This window comes from Arenibacterium sp. CAU 1754 (assembly GCF_054482635.1).
The window spans coordinates 1,318,245-1,336,419 of sequence record NZ_JBTLRG010000001.1 but is presented as its reverse complement, the minus strand read 5'-3'; the positions used below and the strand labels follow the sequence as shown (position 1 = coordinate 1,336,419).

General features: G+C 63.3%; 22 protein-coding genes and 1 other RNA gene. 11 read left to right on the top strand and 12 right to left on the bottom strand.

Annotated features, from left to right (window positions below; translation table 11 throughout):
* Window positions 1–8: 8 nt before the first annotated feature.
* Genes ACXYMO_RS06515 through ACXYMO_RS06505 form a run of 3 tightly spaced genes read right to left on the bottom strand, consistent with a single transcriptional unit; the run spans window position 9 to window position 2,223 of the window.
* Window positions 9–1,115, bottom strand: coding sequence for a DUF4147 domain-containing protein (locus tag ACXYMO_RS06515; protein ID WP_458877839.1), 1,107 nt, complete (start codon window positions 1,113–1,115; stop codon window positions 9–11).
* Window positions 1,112–1,549, bottom strand: coding sequence for a D-aminoacyl-tRNA deacylase (gene dtd / locus ACXYMO_RS06510; RefSeq protein ID WP_458877838.1), 438 nt, complete (start codon window positions 1,547–1,549; stop codon window positions 1,112–1,114). The genes ACXYMO_RS06515 and dtd overlap by 4 nt, the downstream gene beginning before the upstream one ends.
* Entirely contained in the window at window positions 1,549–2,223 is a 675-nt protein-coding gene (locus ACXYMO_RS06505) for a nitroreductase (protein WP_458877903.1), read from the bottom strand. Before ACXYMO_RS06505 ends, dtd begins: the two co-directional genes overlap by 1 nt.
* Before the next feature lie 146 nt (window positions 2,224–2,369).
* Between ACXYMO_RS06505 and ACXYMO_RS06500 the strand changes: the two genes are divergently transcribed.
* Window positions 2,370–2,789 (top strand): Hsp20/alpha crystallin family protein, encoded by a 420-nt coding sequence (locus tag ACXYMO_RS06500; protein WP_458877837.1) that lies wholly within the window; start codon window positions 2,370–2,372, stop codon window positions 2,787–2,789.
* Window positions 2,790–2,808: 19 nt separating this feature from the next.
* Here the strand turns inward: ACXYMO_RS06500 and ACXYMO_RS06495 are convergent, their stop codons facing one another.
* The 7 genes from ACXYMO_RS06495 to ACXYMO_RS06465 all read right to left on the bottom strand — a co-directional run bounded on the left by ACXYMO_RS06495 (window position 2,809) and on the right by ACXYMO_RS06465 (window position 9,578).
* Window positions 2,809–3,915, bottom strand: coding sequence for a TFIIB-type zinc finger domain-containing protein (locus tag ACXYMO_RS06495; RefSeq protein ID WP_458877836.1), 1,107 nt, complete (start codon window positions 3,913–3,915; stop codon window positions 2,809–2,811).
* Window positions 3,908–4,285, bottom strand: coding sequence for a hypothetical protein (locus ACXYMO_RS06490; protein ID WP_458877835.1), 378 nt, complete (start codon window positions 4,283–4,285; stop codon window positions 3,908–3,910). Before ACXYMO_RS06490 ends, ACXYMO_RS06495 begins: the two co-directional genes overlap by 8 nt.
* Window positions 4,282–5,391, bottom strand: coding sequence for an SPFH domain-containing protein (locus ACXYMO_RS06485; protein WP_458877834.1), 1,110 nt, complete (start codon window positions 5,389–5,391; stop codon window positions 4,282–4,284). The genes ACXYMO_RS06490 and ACXYMO_RS06485 overlap by 4 nt, the downstream gene beginning before the upstream one ends.
* 38 nt (window positions 5,392–5,429) lie before the next feature.
* Window positions 5,430–6,398, bottom strand: a complete 969-nt coding sequence (locus ACXYMO_RS06480; protein WP_458877833.1) for a DUF2927 domain-containing protein — start codon at window positions 6,396–6,398, stop codon at window positions 5,430–5,432.
* 18 nt (window positions 6,399–6,416) lie between these two features.
* On the bottom strand, window positions 6,417–7,607 hold the full coding sequence (locus tag ACXYMO_RS06475; RefSeq protein ID WP_458877832.1) for a toxic anion resistance protein: 1,191 nt from the start codon (window positions 7,605–7,607) through the stop codon (window positions 6,417–6,419).
* A gap of 31 nt (window positions 7,608–7,638) precedes the next feature.
* Window positions 7,639–8,526 carry a 5-bromo-4-chloroindolyl phosphate hydrolysis family protein gene (locus tag ACXYMO_RS06470; RefSeq protein WP_458877831.1) on the bottom strand — a complete coding sequence of 296 codons (888 nt, stop codon included), beginning with the start codon at window positions 8,524–8,526 and terminating at the stop codon, window positions 7,639–7,641.
* Between the two features lie 215 nt (window positions 8,527–8,741).
* Window positions 8,742–9,578: a pseudouridine synthase gene (locus ACXYMO_RS06465; protein WP_458877830.1), complete on the bottom strand. Its 837-nt coding sequence runs from the start codon at window positions 9,576–9,578 to the stop codon at window positions 8,742–8,744.
* A 62-nt stretch (window positions 9,579–9,640) separates the two neighbouring features.
* Between ACXYMO_RS06465 and ACXYMO_RS06460 the strand changes: the two genes are divergently transcribed.
* Genes ACXYMO_RS06460 through ACXYMO_RS06450 form a run of 3 tightly spaced genes read left to right on the top strand, consistent with a single transcriptional unit; the run spans window position 9,641 to window position 11,159 of the window.
* Window positions 9,641–10,120 carry a nucleoside deaminase gene (locus ACXYMO_RS06460; protein ID WP_458877829.1) on the top strand — a complete coding sequence of 160 codons (480 nt, stop codon included), beginning with the start codon at window positions 9,641–9,643 and terminating at the stop codon, window positions 10,118–10,120.
* Complete coding sequence (locus tag ACXYMO_RS06455) at window positions 10,099–10,722, top strand: DUF5671 domain-containing protein (protein ID WP_458877828.1); 624 nt, start codon at window positions 10,099–10,101, stop codon at window positions 10,720–10,722. Before ACXYMO_RS06460 ends, ACXYMO_RS06455 begins: the two co-directional genes overlap by 22 nt.
* Entirely contained in the window at window positions 10,719–11,159 is a 441-nt protein-coding gene (locus ACXYMO_RS06450) for a hypothetical protein (RefSeq protein ID WP_458877827.1), read from the top strand. Before ACXYMO_RS06455 ends, ACXYMO_RS06450 begins: the two co-directional genes overlap by 4 nt.
* 94 nt (window positions 11,160–11,253) lie before the next feature.
* Here ACXYMO_RS06450 and ACXYMO_RS06445 read toward each other — a convergent pair whose 3' ends face one another.
* Window positions 11,254–11,946, bottom strand: coding sequence for a metal-dependent hydrolase (locus ACXYMO_RS06445; RefSeq protein ID WP_458877826.1), 693 nt, complete (start codon window positions 11,944–11,946; stop codon window positions 11,254–11,256).
* A gap of 151 nt (window positions 11,947–12,097) precedes the next feature.
* Between ACXYMO_RS06445 and ACXYMO_RS06440 the strand changes: the two genes are divergently transcribed.
* Complete coding sequence (locus tag ACXYMO_RS06440) at window positions 12,098–13,300, top strand: MFS transporter (protein WP_458877825.1); 1,203 nt, start codon at window positions 12,098–12,100, stop codon at window positions 13,298–13,300.
* Window positions 13,301–13,309: 9 nt separating this feature from the next.
* Here ACXYMO_RS06440 and ACXYMO_RS06435 read toward each other — a convergent pair whose 3' ends face one another.
* Complete coding sequence (locus ACXYMO_RS06435) at window positions 13,310–13,717, bottom strand: VOC family protein (RefSeq protein ID WP_458877824.1); 408 nt, start codon at window positions 13,715–13,717, stop codon at window positions 13,310–13,312.
* A 162-nt stretch (window positions 13,718–13,879) separates the two neighbouring features.
* On the opposite strand from ACXYMO_RS06435, the gene gatC reads away from it, so the two are divergent.
* The 6 genes from gatC to rpmG all read left to right on the top strand — a co-directional run bounded on the left by gatC (window position 13,880) and on the right by rpmG (window position 18,064).
* On the top strand, window positions 13,880–14,167 hold the full coding sequence (gene gatC / locus ACXYMO_RS06430; protein ID WP_458877823.1) for an Asp-tRNA(Asn)/Glu-tRNA(Gln) amidotransferase subunit GatC: 288 nt from the start codon (window positions 13,880–13,882) through the stop codon (window positions 14,165–14,167).
* A gap of 2 nt (window positions 14,168–14,169) precedes the next feature.
* Window positions 14,170–15,657, top strand: a complete 1,488-nt coding sequence (gene gatA / locus ACXYMO_RS06425) for an Asp-tRNA(Asn)/Glu-tRNA(Gln) amidotransferase subunit GatA (RefSeq protein WP_458877822.1) — start codon at window positions 14,170–14,172, stop codon at window positions 15,655–15,657.
* A gap of 41 nt (window positions 15,658–15,698) precedes the next feature.
* Window positions 15,699–16,472 (top strand): hypothetical protein, encoded by a 774-nt coding sequence (locus tag ACXYMO_RS06420; RefSeq protein ID WP_458877821.1) that lies wholly within the window; start codon window positions 15,699–15,701, stop codon window positions 16,470–16,472.
* A complete protein-coding gene (locus tag ACXYMO_RS06415) occupies window positions 16,433–17,149 on the top strand; it encodes an N-acetylmuramoyl-L-alanine amidase (protein ID WP_458877820.1) in 717 nt (238 codons plus the stop codon). The genes ACXYMO_RS06420 and ACXYMO_RS06415 overlap by 40 nt, the downstream gene beginning before the upstream one ends.
* A 62-nt stretch (window positions 17,150–17,211) precedes the next feature.
* An RNA gene (rnpB, locus tag ACXYMO_RS06410) (RNase P RNA component class A) lies at window positions 17,212–17,607 on the top strand.
* 289 nt (window positions 17,608–17,896) lie between these two features.
* A complete protein-coding gene (gene rpmG / locus ACXYMO_RS06405; RefSeq protein ID WP_058275626.1) occupies window positions 17,897–18,064 on the top strand; it encodes a 50S ribosomal protein L33 in 168 nt (55 codons plus the stop codon).
* Window positions 18,065–18,175: the final 111 nt, after the last annotated feature.

Here is an 18,175-nt window from a genome sequence, read left to right as displayed (position 1 = left end):
TGAGTCTGTCAACCACGCACCGCAATCAAAAGATCCATCACATTGGTCCCCGTCGGCCCGGTCAGCAACAATGCGCCATGCCGCGCCAGGTAGCTGCCGCTATCGGCCTTTTGTGCCGCATCGGCGGCGCCGGGACGCCAGGTGCGTCCGTCGACAATTCCACCCGCCGCGTCGGTCGGTCCGTCGCTGCCATCGGTGCCGCCGACGACCACGGTGATATCGTCGGTCCCGGCAATCGCCTCGGCCAGCGCCAGCGCCAGTGCCTGATTGCGCCCGCCGCGCCCCGGTGTCTCGGGCAGGACCACGGTTGGTTCGCCCCCAAGGATCAGAACGCCGGGGGCCATGTCGCGAATGCGCGGCCCCCACCGGTCGCTCAGCGCGCCCAGATCGTCATGCAGCGCCTCTTGCTCGGTCAGTACATCATAGCCCAGGTCGCGCGCCGCCACCGCCGCCGCCTGTCGGGCGTGCGCATTGCTGGCCACGATCTGTGCATCAAAATCAAACGGGCACGGCACAGGTGCAGCCCCGATGCCGGACCCGATCACCGCCAGGTCGTCACCGGGCACGTCCGAAATCGCCAGCACCCGGACCGACGTGCCGCCAAAATGACCCAGCAACCCGCCGCCCTTGATCCGGCTGATTTTGCGCCGTTCGACATTCATCGCCGTGATATCAAGCCCCGCCGCCAGCAATTGCCGGTTCAGCGCGGCCAGATCGCTCAGATCATGCCCGTCGGTCAGGTCCTCGGCCAGGGAAGACGCCCCGCCGGAAACAAGCATCAGCAAGTGGCTGTGTGCGGCCATTCGGTCGACGGTTTCGCGCAGGACGCGGCCGGCCTGCAAGCTGCGCTCGTCCGGTACGGGGTGCGCGGATTCGATCAGGCGCACGGTGTCGGGCAGCCCCTCGCCATGGCCATCCTTGGTCACCACCAGCGCGGGCGTGTCCCCGAAATGATCCAGCGCCGCGCAGGTCATCGTACCTGCCGCCTTGCCCACGGCAATGATCTGGTCGGGCCATGGGCCATCGTTCTTCAGGGCGGCCGAAACCGCGGCATAGCCGCCCACGCGGTCGACCCCGGCCTGCCAGATGGCGATGGCGTCCGCGCGTCTGGTCATGTTTCCATCCAGATCGTCACCGGGCCGTCATTGATCAGTGATACGGCCATGTCCGCACCGAACCGGCCGGTCTGAACGGGAATTCCCTGATCGGCGATGGCCCTGGCGAAAACCTCATACAGTGCCTCGCCCTCGGCGGGTGGGGCGGCGGTGGAAAACCCGGGGCGGTTTCCGCGTGACGTATCGGCGGCCAGGGTAAATTGGCTGACCACCAGCGCCGCGCCGCCCACGTCCAGTAGGCTCCGGTTCATGCGGCCCTCATCGTCCCGGAAAATGCGCAGTTTGGCGATCTTGGCGGCCAGCTGATCGGCCTGCGCCTCACCATCGCCCTGCATCGCACAGATCAAGATCAGCATGCCGGGGCCGATCTCGCCGATCACCGCGCCCTCGAAACGCACTGCGGCCTCGCTCACCCGTTGGATCAGGGCGCGCATCAGGTCTCTCCCTTCCAGTCTATGATCTCTGCAAGCGGCGCGCGCGCGGTGCGGAAACTGTTGGCGGGGTGATCCGTGTCCGCATAGCCGAACGAGATGGCACAGAGCACCAGCCGGTCATCCGGAATATCGAAATAGCGGTGCAAAAAGGGGCTGTACCCGGCCACAGCGGCCTGCGCGATTGTTGCCACGCCCTGAGCCTGTGCGGCGAGGGTGAAGGCGGTGACAAACCCGCCGCTGTCCATCGCGCCATAAGGGCCCAGTTCCGCCGGGCTCGACAGGATCGCGCAATGGGGTGCATCGAACAGATCGAAATTGCGCATCATCTGCGCGCCCGATCCGGCGCGGTCGCCTTTTTCGACGCCGACTGCCTCGTACAGCTGCCAGCCGCAGGTGCGGCGGCGGTCTTGATAGTCCCCGGAATAGCCCGTCGGAAACGGCAGATCCGGCGCGGCGCTGCCTGTTGCGACCTCGGCCTTCAACGCATCGCGGAACCGGTCGGTTTCGGCCCCGCTGGTGATGGTCAGTTTCCAGGGCTGCGCGTTGCACCACGACGGCACCCGGCGCGCGGTGCGCACGATCTGTTCGATCACGTCGCGCGGCACCGGGTCGGGGCGAAAGGCCCGGCAGGAATGGCGCGCAGCCATCAGATCATCCAGTTGGGTCAGGGTCATGGTCATCACGTTGGCCTTGTCATGCGTGTTCGCCCGCAGGATGCGCAGCCGCACGCCAATCTGCAACCCGGATATTGCGCCGGATCAAGGCAGCGCCGCGCGACCCGTGCGAAGATGTTTGTGACATCATCAAAGGAGGACCGGACATGGTCGAAAAAACCGAACACGCTGGCCTTTGGCCATCTCTATATGATCCGTTGCGCAATATTGGCGCGCGGCTGGCCGACTGGCTGAACCCGGCGTCCGAGGCATCGGGCAATGACAACAGTTATGAGATCAGCATGGAATTGCCCGGCGTATCCGAGGATGACGTGGAGCTGACAATTGAGGATGGCGTCGTCACCATCCGCGGTGAGAAAAAGACTCAAACCGAAAAAAAGGGCGATACCTGGTTTTTCAGCGAACGCCAGTACGGCGCGTTCCGTCGGTCTTTCCGACTGCCTGGCGATGCTGACGAAACCGGGGCCAGCGCCAGCATGAAAGACGGGGTTCTGCATATCACCGTGCCCAAACTGGCGCCCAAACCCGCCAGAACCGGCAACCGGATCGAAATCAACCGCGGCTGAGGACGCGGGCGCGCAGGGGTCACTGTTGTTGCAGCGCCGCAATGTAACCGAACCCTGCCGCCAGGATCAGCCCCAGAACGACCGCAATGGCGATCTTGATCGCCGACCAGGGGCGTTCCCCCTGAACGCGGCCCGATTGGCCATTGACCACAAAGCGATAGGTCTTGCCGCGATATTTGTAGGCCGCCAGCCACACGGGCAGCAGGATGTGTTTGAAGGTCACATCGCTGATCGTTGTGTCGATGTCGTGAATGCGCTGGCGGTCGCCGCCGATGTCAAACCGCACATCCCGTTCGATCACGCGGGCCATTTTCACACCGGCCTCGTCATACCCTTCGGACAGTTCGACGGTATAAGCCTCGGCCCGGAACCCGGCGAGGTATTCGGGCTGATAGGGTTCGAGTGCCGACAGGTCCCACGGTTCCAGCGCGTCGGTATACCGTTTTGGCAGGCTGCGCGAGGCGAGCACCAGAACATCGTCAAAGAACCTCGCAACGCGGCCCGACGCGGGGCTCCAGCGGATTTTTGGGACACGTTTCACCGTGGTCTTACCGTCGATTTTCACGGTTTCATTCACGTAATAGATGGTGCCGCGTTCGCCCTGGTATCGTGATTTGGTATCCGCATCAAAGGTCCAGTAGGGCACATAGATGCCCTGCATCTTGCGCCCTTTGCGCGCGTATTCCTGTAACCCGTTGGGGGCGAACCACAGCCGCCCCAGCCAATCTGCCATCGCGTTGCGGGCCGTGCGTTCATCCAGTTCAAAGGGTAGCACCCCGCGCGGTTTGATATGGCGGTGCATGCCGGTGTCGGTGACAACCGGGGTCGCGCAGAACGGACATTCGGCGGAATGAGTGTCGGGGTCGAACTCGACCAGGGCCGCGCAATTAGGGCATTGCAGCACGCGGGTCTGTTCGATCTCGGCCTCGGGGAGCTGATGCGCCAGCGCCGTGTCGAAATCCAGCTCGCGCAGCGACGACCGGCCCCTTGCGCGGCTGGCGATGGGCTGGGTGTTGCCGCAATGATCGCACATCAACTGGCCGGTTGCGGGATCGAACCGGTAATCCGCCCCGCATTGTTCGCAGGGAAAGCGGTGCTCTTCGATCATGAGGCCGGCATCAGCCATGTTTGCCCCCGGCATGTTCGATGGTGACCAACTGGGCAATCTGATGCCCTGCGGCCGAGGTATAGCGGATCACGTGACAAAACAGGCGCGGGCGTCCGCCCTTGCGCGTCACCCGGCCGGAAACAGCGCCTGCCTTGCCGTGGGTCACAACCTCTTTCACCTCGATCAGGTCGGCCGCAGGCAGGGCCGCCTGCGCCGCACGAATGGCGTTGCGGCCCGTCACAGCGCCATTGGCGCTGTCCCAGACAGCGTTTTCCGCGATCATGTCGCCCGGCAGTTCCCCCACGCCCATCAGGGCAAGGGCGATGTCTTCGGTGGTCTGGTTCTTGGGCGAGGTCGCGTTGCTGTTTTCACGGCGCACCTCGGTCATGCGGGGGGCGGGGGTGGCATCACGGTGAACAGGCGTGCAAGTTCGGCCACGTCTTCGGCGCGCTTCCATCCGTCCTGACCTTCGGTCCAGACATAGGTGTCCCGCGTCAGCGCCCCGTCACTCGCCATCCGGCCCAGCGAGGCCCGTGAAAACGGCCCCTTGGTTTGCCCGCCTTCGGCAATGTGCCAGACGTGTTCAACCGGCGGGGGCGGGGGTGCCGGTGCCGCCGCAGCAGGCGCCGGGGCCGCGCCCCAGGGGCCGCGCGCCATCTGGCCCGCCATCGCCATGCCCATGCCCGCGCCGAGACCGGCCGCCATGCCACCGCCTGCGGGATTGTTGGCCGCCGATGTCATGGCCTCGGCCGCGGAATATTGCGTGAATTTGCCCAGATCGCCCGCCATGCCCATCGACGTGCGTTTATCCAGCGCGGCCTCGACCGCCTCGGGGAGCGAGATGTTCTCGATATAAAGTTCGGGGATCGTCAGGCCATAGGCCGCAATTGTGTCAGAAATCGCCGTTGCAACCAGCTTGCCCAGATCGGCGGTGTTGGCGGCCATGTCCAGAACCGGAATGCCGCTGGAGGCGATCACGCGGGAAAATTCCTGCACGATGATGTTGCGGATCTGATAGCTGATCTCGTCCATGGTGAATTCGCCGTCGGTGCCGACGATCTCGGTCAGGAAGCGGGCCGGGTCGGTCACGCGGACGGAATAGGTGCCATAGGCGCGCAGGCGCACCGGGCCGAATTCGGGATCGCGCGCAATGATCGGGTTCTTGGTGCCCCATTTCAGATCGTTGAACCGGGTCGTGTTGACGAAATAGATTTCCGATTTGAACGGGCTCTGAAACCCGTGATCCCAATGGTTCAGCGTGGTCAGAACGGGCATGTTGTTGGTTTCAAGCATGTACAGACCGGGCGTGAACACATCCGCCAGCTGCCCTTCGTGCACGAACACCGCCGCCTGGCCTTCGCGCACGGTCAGCTTGGCGCCATACTTGATCTCGTGGCCTTCGCGCTCGAACCGCCAGACCATCGTATCGCGGGTGTCGTCCACCCAATGAATGACATCGATGAATTCACCGGTCAGGAAATCGAAAATACCCATCTACTGGTCCTCTTCAGGTCTGTTCCGGGGGCCGCTTGTCACAGCGACTGCCCCATCATCTCACGTGCGATGATCCTTGTCACCGGGCGCGCCTCGTCTGCGGTCATGCCCTGTTTCAGACGCGGATCATACAGCATTTTCAGGATCATTTCGTCATGGCTGGTCAATAGCGCGAATTCGTCGTCGTCGTTGAAGATCGACGGGCGCGCCGAGGGGCTGTCATTGGGCAGGCCCAGACCTTGCGAGATTTCCTCGTGCACACAACTCAGGCGGACCAGATCCGGGTGTTCGGCCCGGATCAGCGCCACCGCGCGGGTATAGTCATAAGGCGATCGCGCCCCCGACACCGCCACCACAAGGCAATAGAACGACCGCGGCAAGTTGCGGAACAAATCCAGTTCCGTCTGGCTGATGTTCGGGATCAACTGTTGCAGGCGCGTCTGGACAAAGGCGCCGTCATCCTCACCAGCCACAAAGACATGGAAATTCGCACCTGCCCGACCGGTGCTGATGGGATGGCCGGTAATGCGGGCCAGGCGCCCGGCATACTGGTTTATGCGCCCGGTATCCATTTTGCGGCGGGCTTCGGGAACGCTGGCGCCGAATTCGACACCGATGCGCACCGGACCGCTCCAGCGGCTCAGCCTTCCGCCTGGCTCATCGCCTGCGCGCAGACTGGTCCCGGCGCCACGGCGGTATTCGTCAAAGAACACGATCCGTTCGAAATTGGAGGCCACATCGTCGGCGGAATAGGGCGTATCGGGCCCGCCGCCATCGGTGCGCAACAACCCTTGGGTCAGCAGATCATTCTGAACCTTGGTGTAATAGCGCGCCAGTTCCATGCTTTTGGCCGAGGGGGTCACCGGTTTGGGCGCCGCAGGCACCAACCCGGCCGGGCGGACCTGCGGGGGAAGGGAGGTTCGCGGGCTGGGCTCGACACAGGCGGACAGCCAAACGGCGCCGGCCAGGGCCAGCGCCATTTTCATGCCGCGAACGGCCTGTGTCATTGCCCCCATGTGGCGTCCTTAACCGGGTACCGCCGTACCCGAATTGTCGCCCACGCCATCGCGGCGCGCCTTGGCCGCCGCCAGCGTTTCGCGCAGTTCGGCTTCCATCTTCTTCAGCTCTTCTTCGGCGGCAGCGCGCTTGGCCTTGCCTTCATCGGCAATCTTCAGGCTGTCCTGAATGGTGCCGATCAGATCGGCATTGGCCTTTTTCACCGCTTCGATGTCGAACACGCCGCGTTCCATTTCCTCGCGGATCATCTTGTTGCTTTCGCGCAGGTTCCGGGCATTCGCGGTCAGTAATTCGTTGGTCAGATCATTGGCGTCGCGCACGGCGGCCGCCGCTTCGGAGCTGCGCTGGATCGTGACCGCCTGGGCCAGCTGGGTTTCCCAGAGCGGCACGGTGTTCACCAGGGTCGAATTGATCTTGGTCACCAGCGATTTGTCGTTTTCCTGAACCAGGCGGATCGAGGGCAGCGACTGCATCGTCACCTGGCGGGTCAGTTTCAGATCGTGCACCCGGCGCTCAAGATCGTCACGCGCGGCGCGCAGGTCGCGCAGTTCCTGCGCCACCATGACCTGATCGCCCTCGGGCGCGGCCGACACGGCGCTTTCCTTGGTCGGGATGGTGGTCGTGTCCAGCTCGCCCAGCTTTTCCTCGCCGGCGGAAATGTAAAGCGCCAGTTCATCGTAGAACTGCAGCGTCTTTTCATAGAGCATATCCAGCGATTTGATATCTTTCATCAGCTTGTGCTCGTGCCCAAGCAGGTCGTCGGTGACATGGTCGATCTGGCCCTGTACTTCCTCGAAGCGGGCAGTGAACTTGGCAAAAGGCGCGGCGCGGCCCAACAGGCGCTCCCACCAGCTGCGCTCGCGGCGGACGTCCAGTTCGCTGACCGAAAAGCCACGGATCGTGGTCACGATGTTGCGCAGGCTGTCGCCTGCCGGGCCAACATCCTTGTTGCGCACGTCCTGCAACATCGCCTGGCTGATTTCCTGCAACTCGGCCTGAGCGCCCGACCCGAAGCCGACGATCGAGTTGGTGTTACTCATGTCGATTTCGTCCATACGCTTGCGGATTTCCATCCCCAGCGGCGCATCGGCCTTGGCCAGCGGAACCACTTCGGCGGTCGGTTCGGGGAGAATCACGGCGTTCAATTCATCCACCATCGCCAGCGTGTCTTCGGCTTTCTTGCGAACTGTGTCTGACATTCTTTACTTCCTCACTGATTTGCTCCGTGCCTCAGTCGGCGCGGACACCCTCGCGTTGCAACCTTTCGCGCAACACTTCGATTTCTACGGTCAGATCGCTGTGGTCATCCAGCAGCATCTTGCGTGTGCGTGCGGCGAAATTCTGTTCAAGATCGTCCAGCAGCGTTTCATAGTCGGCCCGCGCTTTCTGGTCGGGCGTGCGCGAATAGATGTCGGCGAACTTTATCGTCGCATCGCGTGCACCCAGCAGATACACCGTCAGATACTTGCGCGCCGCGGTCAGGTCGCGCGGGTCTTCTTCGACCGTGCGGAACAATTCGCGCGCGGTGGTCTGGAACCGTTCGACGCGCGCCTCGATCTTGCGGTCGCCAGCGCGTTTGATGGCATCGGTCATCGCGGCAAGATGGGTTTCGGCCTCGTCCACCACACGTGCGACGCGGTCCTGCTGAAAGGTGTCGATCCCTTCCATGCCCTTGCTTTTCAACGGGTCGATGCCAAAGGCAGTCACATGCAGCGCCGCCGCCACCGCGCCGTAAAGGACCGGCGCAATCACGCCGGGGTCATTCTTGTAGGCCGCAATCGCCACGCCGATCCCGGTCAGCGCGGTCGCCACCATCTTGCGCGGAAACGCAGGGCGGCGCGCCACCTTGCGGGCGTTATAGGCCGCCTCGGCCCGCAACCCGCCGCGCAGCAGCCACGCGGCCAACGTCAGAACACCCGCCGCGATCAGCCCAAGGGCCAATCCGATGGCGCCGTCATTCAAAGACAGAAAAACCAAGGGAATCGCAGGCAAAAACAGCGCATTCGCCCGCAGACCCGCGGGTTCAACCCGCACGCCGTCATAGGCGCCACGCTCAGGCAGGCTCAGATCGCTGGGTTGCCCGTCGGGGCTGAATTTTCCGCTGAACCGTTTGGCCATGCCTCAAAGCCCCCCAAGCAAGCCGGTGCATACCCCGAACATCAGGATGATCAATGCCACATAGGCAACTTTCTGCACGCCGCTCGCCGACATGGCGGACCCCCACTTACCCGTTCACAAAAAACCTAAGCGATGCAGGCGCTTCTTGCTAGGGGGAACAATGCGCCCGATGTCGCACGGGCGGGGATTGCGCACATATCCCCGCGACTTGCGACCTAACGCCGTTTTTGCGGGCGGTTGCGCACGACCTTGGCGCGGGTGGGCGGTTTGCCTTTGCCCGGCTTGCCCCCGGCCGGTTTCCCGGCCTGTGGCGCATCATCCTGCATCCCCAGCTGATCCAGCATCACGCGGCGGCGGATCTCTTCCACCTCGCCCTGTTTCAATGTGCCCAGTTGGAACGGGCCATAAGACACCCGCAGCAACCGGTTCACGGTGAACCCGATCGCTTCGATCGCACGACGGATTTCGCGATTCTTGCCCTCGCGCAGGCCCACGGTCAGCCAGGCATTTGCGCCTTGCTGGCGATCCAGCGTCACGGTCATCGGCTGAAACCGCTCGCCGTCCACGGTCAACCCCTTGCGCAGCGGTTCCAGGTCTTCGTCCCTGGGCCGCCCGTTGATGCGCACGCGGTATTTGCGCAGCCATCCGGTGCTGGGCAGTTCCAGCTTGCGCTTGATACCGCCGTCATTGGTCAACAACAGCAACCCTTCGGAATTGAGGTCAAGCCGCCCAACGCTCATCACCCGGGGCATATCCTCGGGCAGGGCATCGAAAATCGTCTTGCGCCCCTGTTCGTCGCGCGCCGTCGTCACCAGCCCCGCGGGCTTGTGATACAGCCACAGCCGTGCGGGCTCGGGCTCTTTCACCGGCTTGCCGTCGACCAGGATCTTGTCGGCTGGCGTCACGTTCAGGGCCGGGCTGTCGATCTGCTTGCCGTTCACCTTGACCCGGCCCGCTTCGATCATGCGCTCCGCTTCACGGCGCGAGGCAACGCCCGCGCGGGCCAGGACCTTGGCGATCCGGTCGCCGGGTGGGGGTGTCGATGTGCTCATGTCCCAGCGCTTAGACCAAATCGCAACCTTGCGAAAGCACCCTTTGGCGGGCAGGTTGGGGCATGGTGTTCAAATCCCATATGAATCAGGCGCTTGACCAGGCGCGCGCCGCCGCAGACCGCGGCGAGGTGCCGGTTGGCGCGGTTCTTGTCGCGCCCGACGGTCACGTGGTGGCCGCCGATGGCAACCGCACGCGGGAAAGGAACGATCCCACCGCCCATGCGGAAATGCTGGTGATCCGGGCCGCCTGTGCCGCCCTCGGATCGGAACGCCTGACCGGTCATGACCTTTACGTCACGCTCGAACCCTGTGCCATGTGCGCCGCCGCCATTTCCGCGGCCCGCATCGCCCGCGTCTATTACGGTGCATCCGATCCAAAATCCGGCGGCGTCGATCACGGTGCGCGGGTGTTCACCCACCCACAGGCCCATCACACGCCCGAGGTTTACGACGGCATCGGCGCCGCCGAATCCGAGGCGCTTTTGAAACAGTTCTTTCAGTCCAAAAGGGAAGGTTCCCCATGTCCGCCAAACAAGACTTAGGCCAATTTGTCCGTGATGCTTTGATAGCGGGCAAGGATCGCGCCAGCATCCGCGACGCATTAGCCAGTTCGGGATGGACCAAATCCGAGGTCGATCAGGCCATGGACGGCTGGGCCGACACCGATTTCACGCCTCCCGTCCCCCGGCCACAGGCGGTGGTTTCGGCCCGTGATTTCTTTGTCTACGCGCTGACCTTCGGCGCGCTGATCTTCGCGGCCAGCTATCTGGTCGTTCTATTTCACCAGCTGATCGACATCATGTTCGAAGACAGCCCCGGTCACTGGCAGCGCAACAATATGCGCTGGGCGATGTCTGTCCTGATCGTCAGCGCTCCGCTTTATCTCTGGCTCACACTGCGCGAACGGGCCAAGCTGGCCGTTGACCCGGCGCTCTATCGCTCGTCCATCCGGAAATGGATGATCTACCTCGCACTCCTGGCGGCGGCAGCGACGCTTCTGGGGGATCTCGTATATGTCATCTATACGTTCCTCAAAGGCGATGTGACGGCGCAGTTCCTGCTCAAGGCGCTTGCCGTTGCGGTCGTGGCCGGCGGCATTTTCCTTTATTACCTCTCCGATATCCGCAAAGGGGACAGCGCATGAACAAGGCCCTTCTGATCCTGTCCGTTGCACTGGTCGCGCTTGCCGTGATCGGCGGCTTTTTTATCACGGGTGGCCCGTACCAGGCGCGGATGGAGAAATACGACCTGACGCGCTGGTCGGACCTCACGTCCGTCGTGAACCAAATGAACTGCAAGAACCCCAGGGGGGATTTGCCTGAGAGCCTCATCATAGAAACGATGCAGGCGTTTTGCAGCGGGGGGACTCATATTTCCGACGATCGGTTCAACGATCCCGAAACCAAGGCGCCATATGAATACCGCGTCACCTCGCCGACGACCTTTCAGATCTGCGCGCGATTTCACGACTTCGAAAGTGCCAGGAATCCCCACCGAAACAACCGGCGCAACGCGCAGTTCGGCCATGTGGTGGACGGCGACCTGGTCTGTTTCAACGGGCGCGTGAACACGTCAGAATAAAGCCGGGCGGTCCGGCCACATTCCGGACCACCCCTTCATCTTGCCAGATAAACTCCGGGGGAGTCGCCCAGCGGGCGACGGGGGCAGCGCCCCCTTAAACCTCGATCGGTTCCAAGACCTGGGGCTCGATCACATCGACCCCCGGCAGCGCGTCTTTCAAGGCATCCGCCGACTGTTCCAGCAGCGGAAAAGTGCGATAGTGGCACGGGATCACCGTCTTGAAATTGAAATACCGCTTGGACGCATAGGCCACGGCCTTCATGTCCATGGTGAAATGGCCGCCCGCACTCAGAATGCCGATGTCCGGTTTATAGTAGTCCCCGAACCACTCCATGTCGGCCATGATGTCCGTATCCCCGCTGACATAGATCGTCTTGCCCTCGGCGCGGATCATGAACCCGACTTCGGACCCGCCGGTGCGCGGCCCTTCGGGGGTGGAAAAGGTCGATGAATGCTCGGCCTTGACCATCGAAACCTTGATCCCGTTCAGGTCGACGGTGCCGCCCTTGTTGAAGCCGATGGTTTCGATGCCTTGGGTCTCTTGCCAATACCCCATCAGGTCGTATTGACCCACGGCCACCGCGCCCAGTTTCTTGCACAGCGACACGACATCGGCCACGTGATCGAAATGCGCGTGGGTCAGCAGGATGTGACTGGCGCCCTCAACCGCTGCGGCATGCTGATCTTCGCTCAACATCGGGTTTCCGGTCAGCCAGGGATCGATCAGGATCACCCTGTTTTCGCTTTCCAGACGGAAACTGCCATGTCCCAGCCAAATGATTTTCATGATCTTCTCCCCTTTGCTCAGGCTCAGAGCCTAGCACCGCATTTTCAAATTGCCACGCTGCATTTGCCGCTGTCGCAATCTTGTGGACCGGGGTTCGGCCTGCCGCTATCACTTGGGGTCAAGGCGCGTCCGCATCCGGGGGAGGAAACAGATGAGCTCACGGTATATGGTCGTATTCGGGGCGTGTCTGACCCAGTTCACCGTCATCGGATTGCTGTTTTCCTTCGGTCTGTTCTTCAAGGTGTTCGAGGCCGAATTCGGCTGGTCGCGTACCCTGTTTTCGGCCAGTTCGGCCCTGTCGTTCTTCATGATGGGCACGCTGGCCATTCTGGGCGGGCGGCTCAGCGACCGCTATGGCCCGCGCCGGGTGTTGGCGGCGACGGGACTGGCCTATGGGCTGGGGTACGCGTTGCTGTCGCAAATTTCGGCGCCCTGGCAGCTGTTCCTGATATTCGGCACGCTGATCGGGGCGGGCCTGGGCACCCATGACGTGGTGACCCTGTCGACCGTCGCGCGCTGGTTCCAGGCGCGCCGCGGGATGATGACCGCGGTGGTCAAGGTGGGCACCGCCGTGGGGCAGATCGTCGTGCCCCCGATCGTGGCGGCGCTGATCGCCTGGCTGGGATGGCGTTCGGCCGTTACGGCGCTGGGCGTCGCGGCGGCGGTCTTGCTGCTGATCGGGGCGCTGTCGATGAAAGCGCCGCCCGTCGTCAAGGTGGCCCAGATGGGCGCGCCGCAGCCCGACCATGACGGCGTCACCTTTGCGCAGGCCCGCAGCGGGCGGCTTCTCTGGACCGTCTGCGCCATACAGTTCCTGTTCTTCCCCACGCTTGTGACCGTGCCGCTGCACCTGCCGGCCCATGCCATGGACCTTGGCATGACCGCCACGGGGGCCGCGACGCTGCTCTCGGTGATTGGCGCGGCCAGTATCTTTGGCCGTCTGGCGCTGGGCCGGCTGATCGACGTGATCGGCGGGCGCATGGCTTATCTGATCTGTCTGAGCGGAATGATCATCGCCCTGATCGGGCTGACCTTCGTCGTCACGCCGGGGCCTCTTTATGCGGTGGTGGCGATCTACGGGTTTTCGCACGGGGCGCTGTTTGTGGTGGTCTCACCCACGGTGGCCGAATATTTCGGCATGCGCGCGCATGGCGCGATTTTTGGGCTGGTCCTGTTCTTTGGCACGCTCGGCGCCTCGGTCGGGCCGATTCTAGCCGGGCGGCTGTTCGATACGACGGGCAGTTATTTTTACGCCTTCCTCACGCTGATCGCGCTGATCTGCCTGTCGCTGCTGCTGACGCTGACCCTGCCGGGGCGCGCGCAAGAAAGGACCGAATCCGCGGTCATCGGCTAAGCGGGGAGGTCATGCGACCGCCTGATGCACCTCGATGACGTTGCCGTCGGGATCGTAAAAGAAAATCTGGTGCCAGCCTGCGACCGCCTGGTTGCCCCAATCCGAATAGGGCACGCCATTGGCCTCAAGATGCGCCTTGAAGGCCGCGATGTCGTCGGTGCGATAGGCGATATGCCCGTGGCTGACAGGGTTGACCGTCTGGCCCGAATTGAACCCGGCCAAAACATCGCGCTGGGCCAGATGGGTCTGGATATGCCCGTCGGTGACAAAGGCGACGTCGCCCGCGTATCCCTTTTTCTTTTCCAGCGTCGGCAGGCCGTTTGCCTCTGCGTCCAGCCCCAGAACATCGCGGTAAAACTGATCCATCCGGTCGACGTTGTCGGTACAGAGATTGATGTGGTGCAGGGTCAGTTTCATTTGGGCGTCCTTGGCAAATCCTTGCGCAACATGCACGCAAATCCCCCGGCCAGACAAGGCATGCGTCAATTATCCGCCCGCAGCGGGGCGTGAATGGCCCCACAGGCTTGCGAGCCGGGGCAGGGGCGGGTAAATGCGCGGTAACGCAGATGAGGGTTCCCCATGTCGATTGACGAAAACACCGCCGCCCGGGTGGCCAAACTGGCCCGGATCAAGGTCGAGGATGACGCGCTGCCGGCGCTGGCCAGCGAATTCAACACCATTCTCGGGTTCATCGAACAGCTGAACGAAGTGGATGTAGAAGGGGTTGAACCGATGACCTCGGTCACGCCCATGCGGCTCAAGCGGCGCGAAGATGTCGTCACGGACGGAAACCAGCAGGACAAGATCCTGTCCAATGCGCCCGATGCGCGCGAAGGGTTCTTTGCGGTCCCCAAGGTGGTGGAATAATCATGAGCGATCTGAACAAACTGGGCCTGGCCGAGGCCCGCGCCCTGCTGCGCAAGGGCGAAACCACATCCCGGGAGCTGACCCAATCCTGTCTGGATGCGATTGACGCGGCCGATGCGCTGAACGCCTTTGTCCACAAGACGCCCGATCTCGCGATGGAGCGGGCCACGGCGGCGGATGAGCGGATCAAGGCGGGCGATGCGCCCGCGATGTGTGGTCTGCCGATCGGCATCAAGGATTTGTTCTGCACCCAGGGTGTGCCCAGCCAGGCGGCCAGCCGCATTCTGGAAGGGTTCAAGCCCGAATATGAGTCGACCGTCAGCCAGAATCTGGCCGACGCGGGGGCAGTCATGCTGGGCAAGCTGAACATGGACGAATTCGCCATGGGGTCGTCCAATGAAACCAGCGTCTATGGCAACGTGATCAGCCCCTGGAAACGTGATGGCGACACCGCCGACCTGACACCGGGCGGATCATCGGGCGGATCGGCCTCGGCCGTGGCGGCCGATCTGTGCCTGGCCGCGACCGGCACCGACACCGGCGGCTCGATCCGCCAGCCTGCGGCCTTTACCGGCACCGTTGGGATCAAGCCGACCTATGGGCGCTGCTCGCGCTGGGGCATCATCGCTTTTGCCTCCTCTCTCGATCAGGCGGGGCCGATGACGAAATCGGTGCGTGACGCGGCGATCATGCTGGAAACCATGTGCGGCCACGACCCCAAGGACAGCACAAGCGCCGATCTGGCCGTGCCGGATTTCGAGGCGATGCTGACCGGAGACATCAAGGGCAAGAAAATCGGCATTCCACAGGAATACCGCATGGACGGCATGCCCGCAGAGATCGAAAAGCTGTGGGCGGATGGCGCCGACATGCTGCGCGACGCAGGCGCCGAGATTATCGATATCTCGCTGCCGCACACCAAATACGCGCTGCCGGCGTACTACGTGATTGCCCCGGCCGAGGCGTCCTCGAACCTCGCGCGCTATGACGGGGTGCGCTATGGCCACCGCGCGACACTGGCGCAGGGCGATGGCATCACCGAGATGTACGAAAAGACCCGCGCCGAAGGGTTCGGCCACGAGGTACAGCGCCGCGTGATGGTGGGCACTTATGTTCTGTCCGCCGGGTTTTATGACGCCTATTATAACCGCGCGCGTCGCGTGCGCACCCTGATCAAGAAGGATTTCGAAGATGTCTTTGCCAAGGGCATCGACGCGATCCTGACGCCGGCCACGCCGTCGGCGGCTTTCGGTCTGGGCGAGATGACCGATGCCGATCCGGTGCAGATGTACCTGAACGACGTGTTCACCGTGACCGTGAACCTTGCCGGGCTGCCGGGTATCAGCGTTCCGGCGGGTGTGGATCGCCAGGGGCTGCCGCTGGGTCTGCAACTGATCGGGCGTCCCTGGGAAGAGGGCGATTTGCTGAACACAGCCTTTGCGCTGGAATCCGCGGCCCAGTTTGTGGCCAAGCCGGGCAAATGGTGGTAAAAGCGCGCCCAAGCAAAAGCAAAAACGGCGAGGCGGCGGTTATGCGTCCTATTCATTCGATCCTTCTGATGGGGGTTCTTGCGGCCTGTGGGGAAATCCCCGACAGCGGCGCGGGCGCCTATTTCGACAGTTCTGCCGAGGCGCGCCAGGCGCGTGAATTGCAGCTGTCCGGGCAGGGGGCCGCGAACATCGTCCAACCCGGCGCCCTGTCGGACGAAGCGCGCCCGGTGACCATCGTGCCGGCCGCCTCGACCGTGACGGCCGCCCCGCTGGGCGACCCCATGCCGATGGCGAGCGCGCAGGACAGTTCGGCCGACCTCGCGGCCGAGGCGGCGGCGGCCCTTGCGGCCTCAAGCGCCAATTCAGGCGTGGCCCCGGTCAATGCCAGCCCGTCCAACCCGGCGCCGGTGACCCTGAACAATCCCGGCATTTCGGATGAAAACGACTTTGCCGCCGTGTCCAACCGCCAGACCATCGAAAGCGACGCGGAACGCATCGCGCGCAACCGCGAACAGTACCAGGTGATCCAACCGACCGCGCTGCCCAGCCGGTCTGGCAGCGGCGGACCCAACATCGTGACCTATGCGCTGGAAACCAAACACGCCCGCGGCACCCGCCTTTACAGCCGGTCGGGCATAAATCTGGCCGCGCGGGCACAGCGCGCCTGTGCAGGCTATCCCTCGGCGGACCAGGCGCAGATCGCGTTTCTGGCCAAGGGCGGCCCGGAACGCGACCGTCTGGGGCTGGACCCGGATGGGGACGGATATGCCTGTTCGTGGAACCCGGCCCCTTTCCGGGCGGCCGTGAACAACTGAACCGCGTGTCCGCTGTCTGGCATCCTTCGCCAAATTTCACCGAACGCCGCGACGGGCTGACCCCGTCGCTGGTGGTATTGCATTTCACCGCGATGGACTCGGCGCAGGCCGCGCTTGACCGCCTGTGCGACCCCAAGGCCGAGGTTTCGGCGCATTACCTGATTTCCAGCGACGGCACCCTGTTCCAGATGGTGCAGGAAGAGATGCGCGCCTGGCACGCCGGGGCGGGCGAGTGGGCTGGAGTGGACGACATCAATTCGCGTTCGATCGGGATCGAACTGGACAATACCGGCGCACATCCGTTTTCCGAGCCGCAGATGCGCGCGCTTGAGAACCTGCTGGCCGGGGTGATGCAGAGATGGGATATTCCGGCGCGCGGGGTGATCGGCCATTCCTGCATGGCGCCGGGGCGCAAGTTCGATCCCGGCGCGCGGTTCGACTGGGCGCGGCTGGCCCGGAGTGGGCTGGCGGAGATGCCCGCGCCTGCGGTGTGCCCGTGCCCCGACATGGCCCGGTTCCGTGACATGGCCCGCGCTGCGGGGTTCACCGCCCAGGCCGAGCCTCAGACGCTGCTTGAGGCCGTGCGCCTTCGCTATCGCCCGTGGGGGCGTGGCCCGCTCAGCGCGGCGGATATGGGCGTTTTGGCCGCCCTGTGCCCGGATTTGCCTGCGTCCTGAACCCCTTGGCGCAACGCGGCCTGCTTGACCGGGCACCTATTCATGCATAAGTGCGATTCTGCGCGGAGGGCCGGATGGCCGCGGGGCCCTTGGGTTCCGAGGAAAGTCCGGACTCCAAAAAGCGACGGTGCCGGGTAACGCCCGGGCGGGGAAACCCGACGGAAAGCGCCACAGAAATGAAACCGCCGGTCCACGGGCCGGTAAGGATGAAACGGTGGGGTAAGAGCCCACCGCGCCCCTGGTAACAGGGGTGGCACGGCAAGCCCCACCGGGAGCAATGCCAAATAGGACCCCCGCGCGGGCTGGTCCCGGCAACGGGATACCGCCGCTAGGCTGGCTTTTGCCAAGAGGGGTCGGGTTGGCAGCTTGACGCCTCTGGCAACAGGGGCGCTAGAAGAATGGTCATCGAACCGGGGCAACCCGGGGAACAGAATCCGGCTTACAGGCCCTCCGCGCGTTAATATTCACCCACCGGAACCACCGTTTTTGGGCGCCAGATTGCCCCTTAAATGTTTCGCGCGCGAAACATTTTTCCGGTAACCCGTTGAATGCTTTGGAGCGTGCGCGGGTGTAACGATTGGGGCCGTCCCACCGGGTTTTTGCACGATTCGTGCGGCCATTGGGCGCCGGGGCGTCAAAAGCAGGGGATTCCGCAAGGAAGCGGTTGACTCGGACCTGTGCTTGGGTAAAAGGCGGGCTTCAAGAGATTTCACGGGCCAGACCTATGCCCGGTGCAGGAGAACGATAATGGCGAAGCCAACCACCATCAAGATCCGCCTGAATTCGACCGCAGGCACGGGCCACTTCTATGTCACCAAGAAAAACGCCCGCACAATGACCGAAAAGATGATCGTTCGTAAATACGATCCGGTTGCGCGCAAGCACGTCGAATACAAGGAAGGCAAGATCAAGTAACTGATCGCCACCTTTGACGGAATGACAGGGGCCCGCCATGTGCGCGGCCCTTTTCTTTTGCGCATTTGACCTGGTCATGCGCCGGTCCCTGCGTTGCACAGTGGCACCACT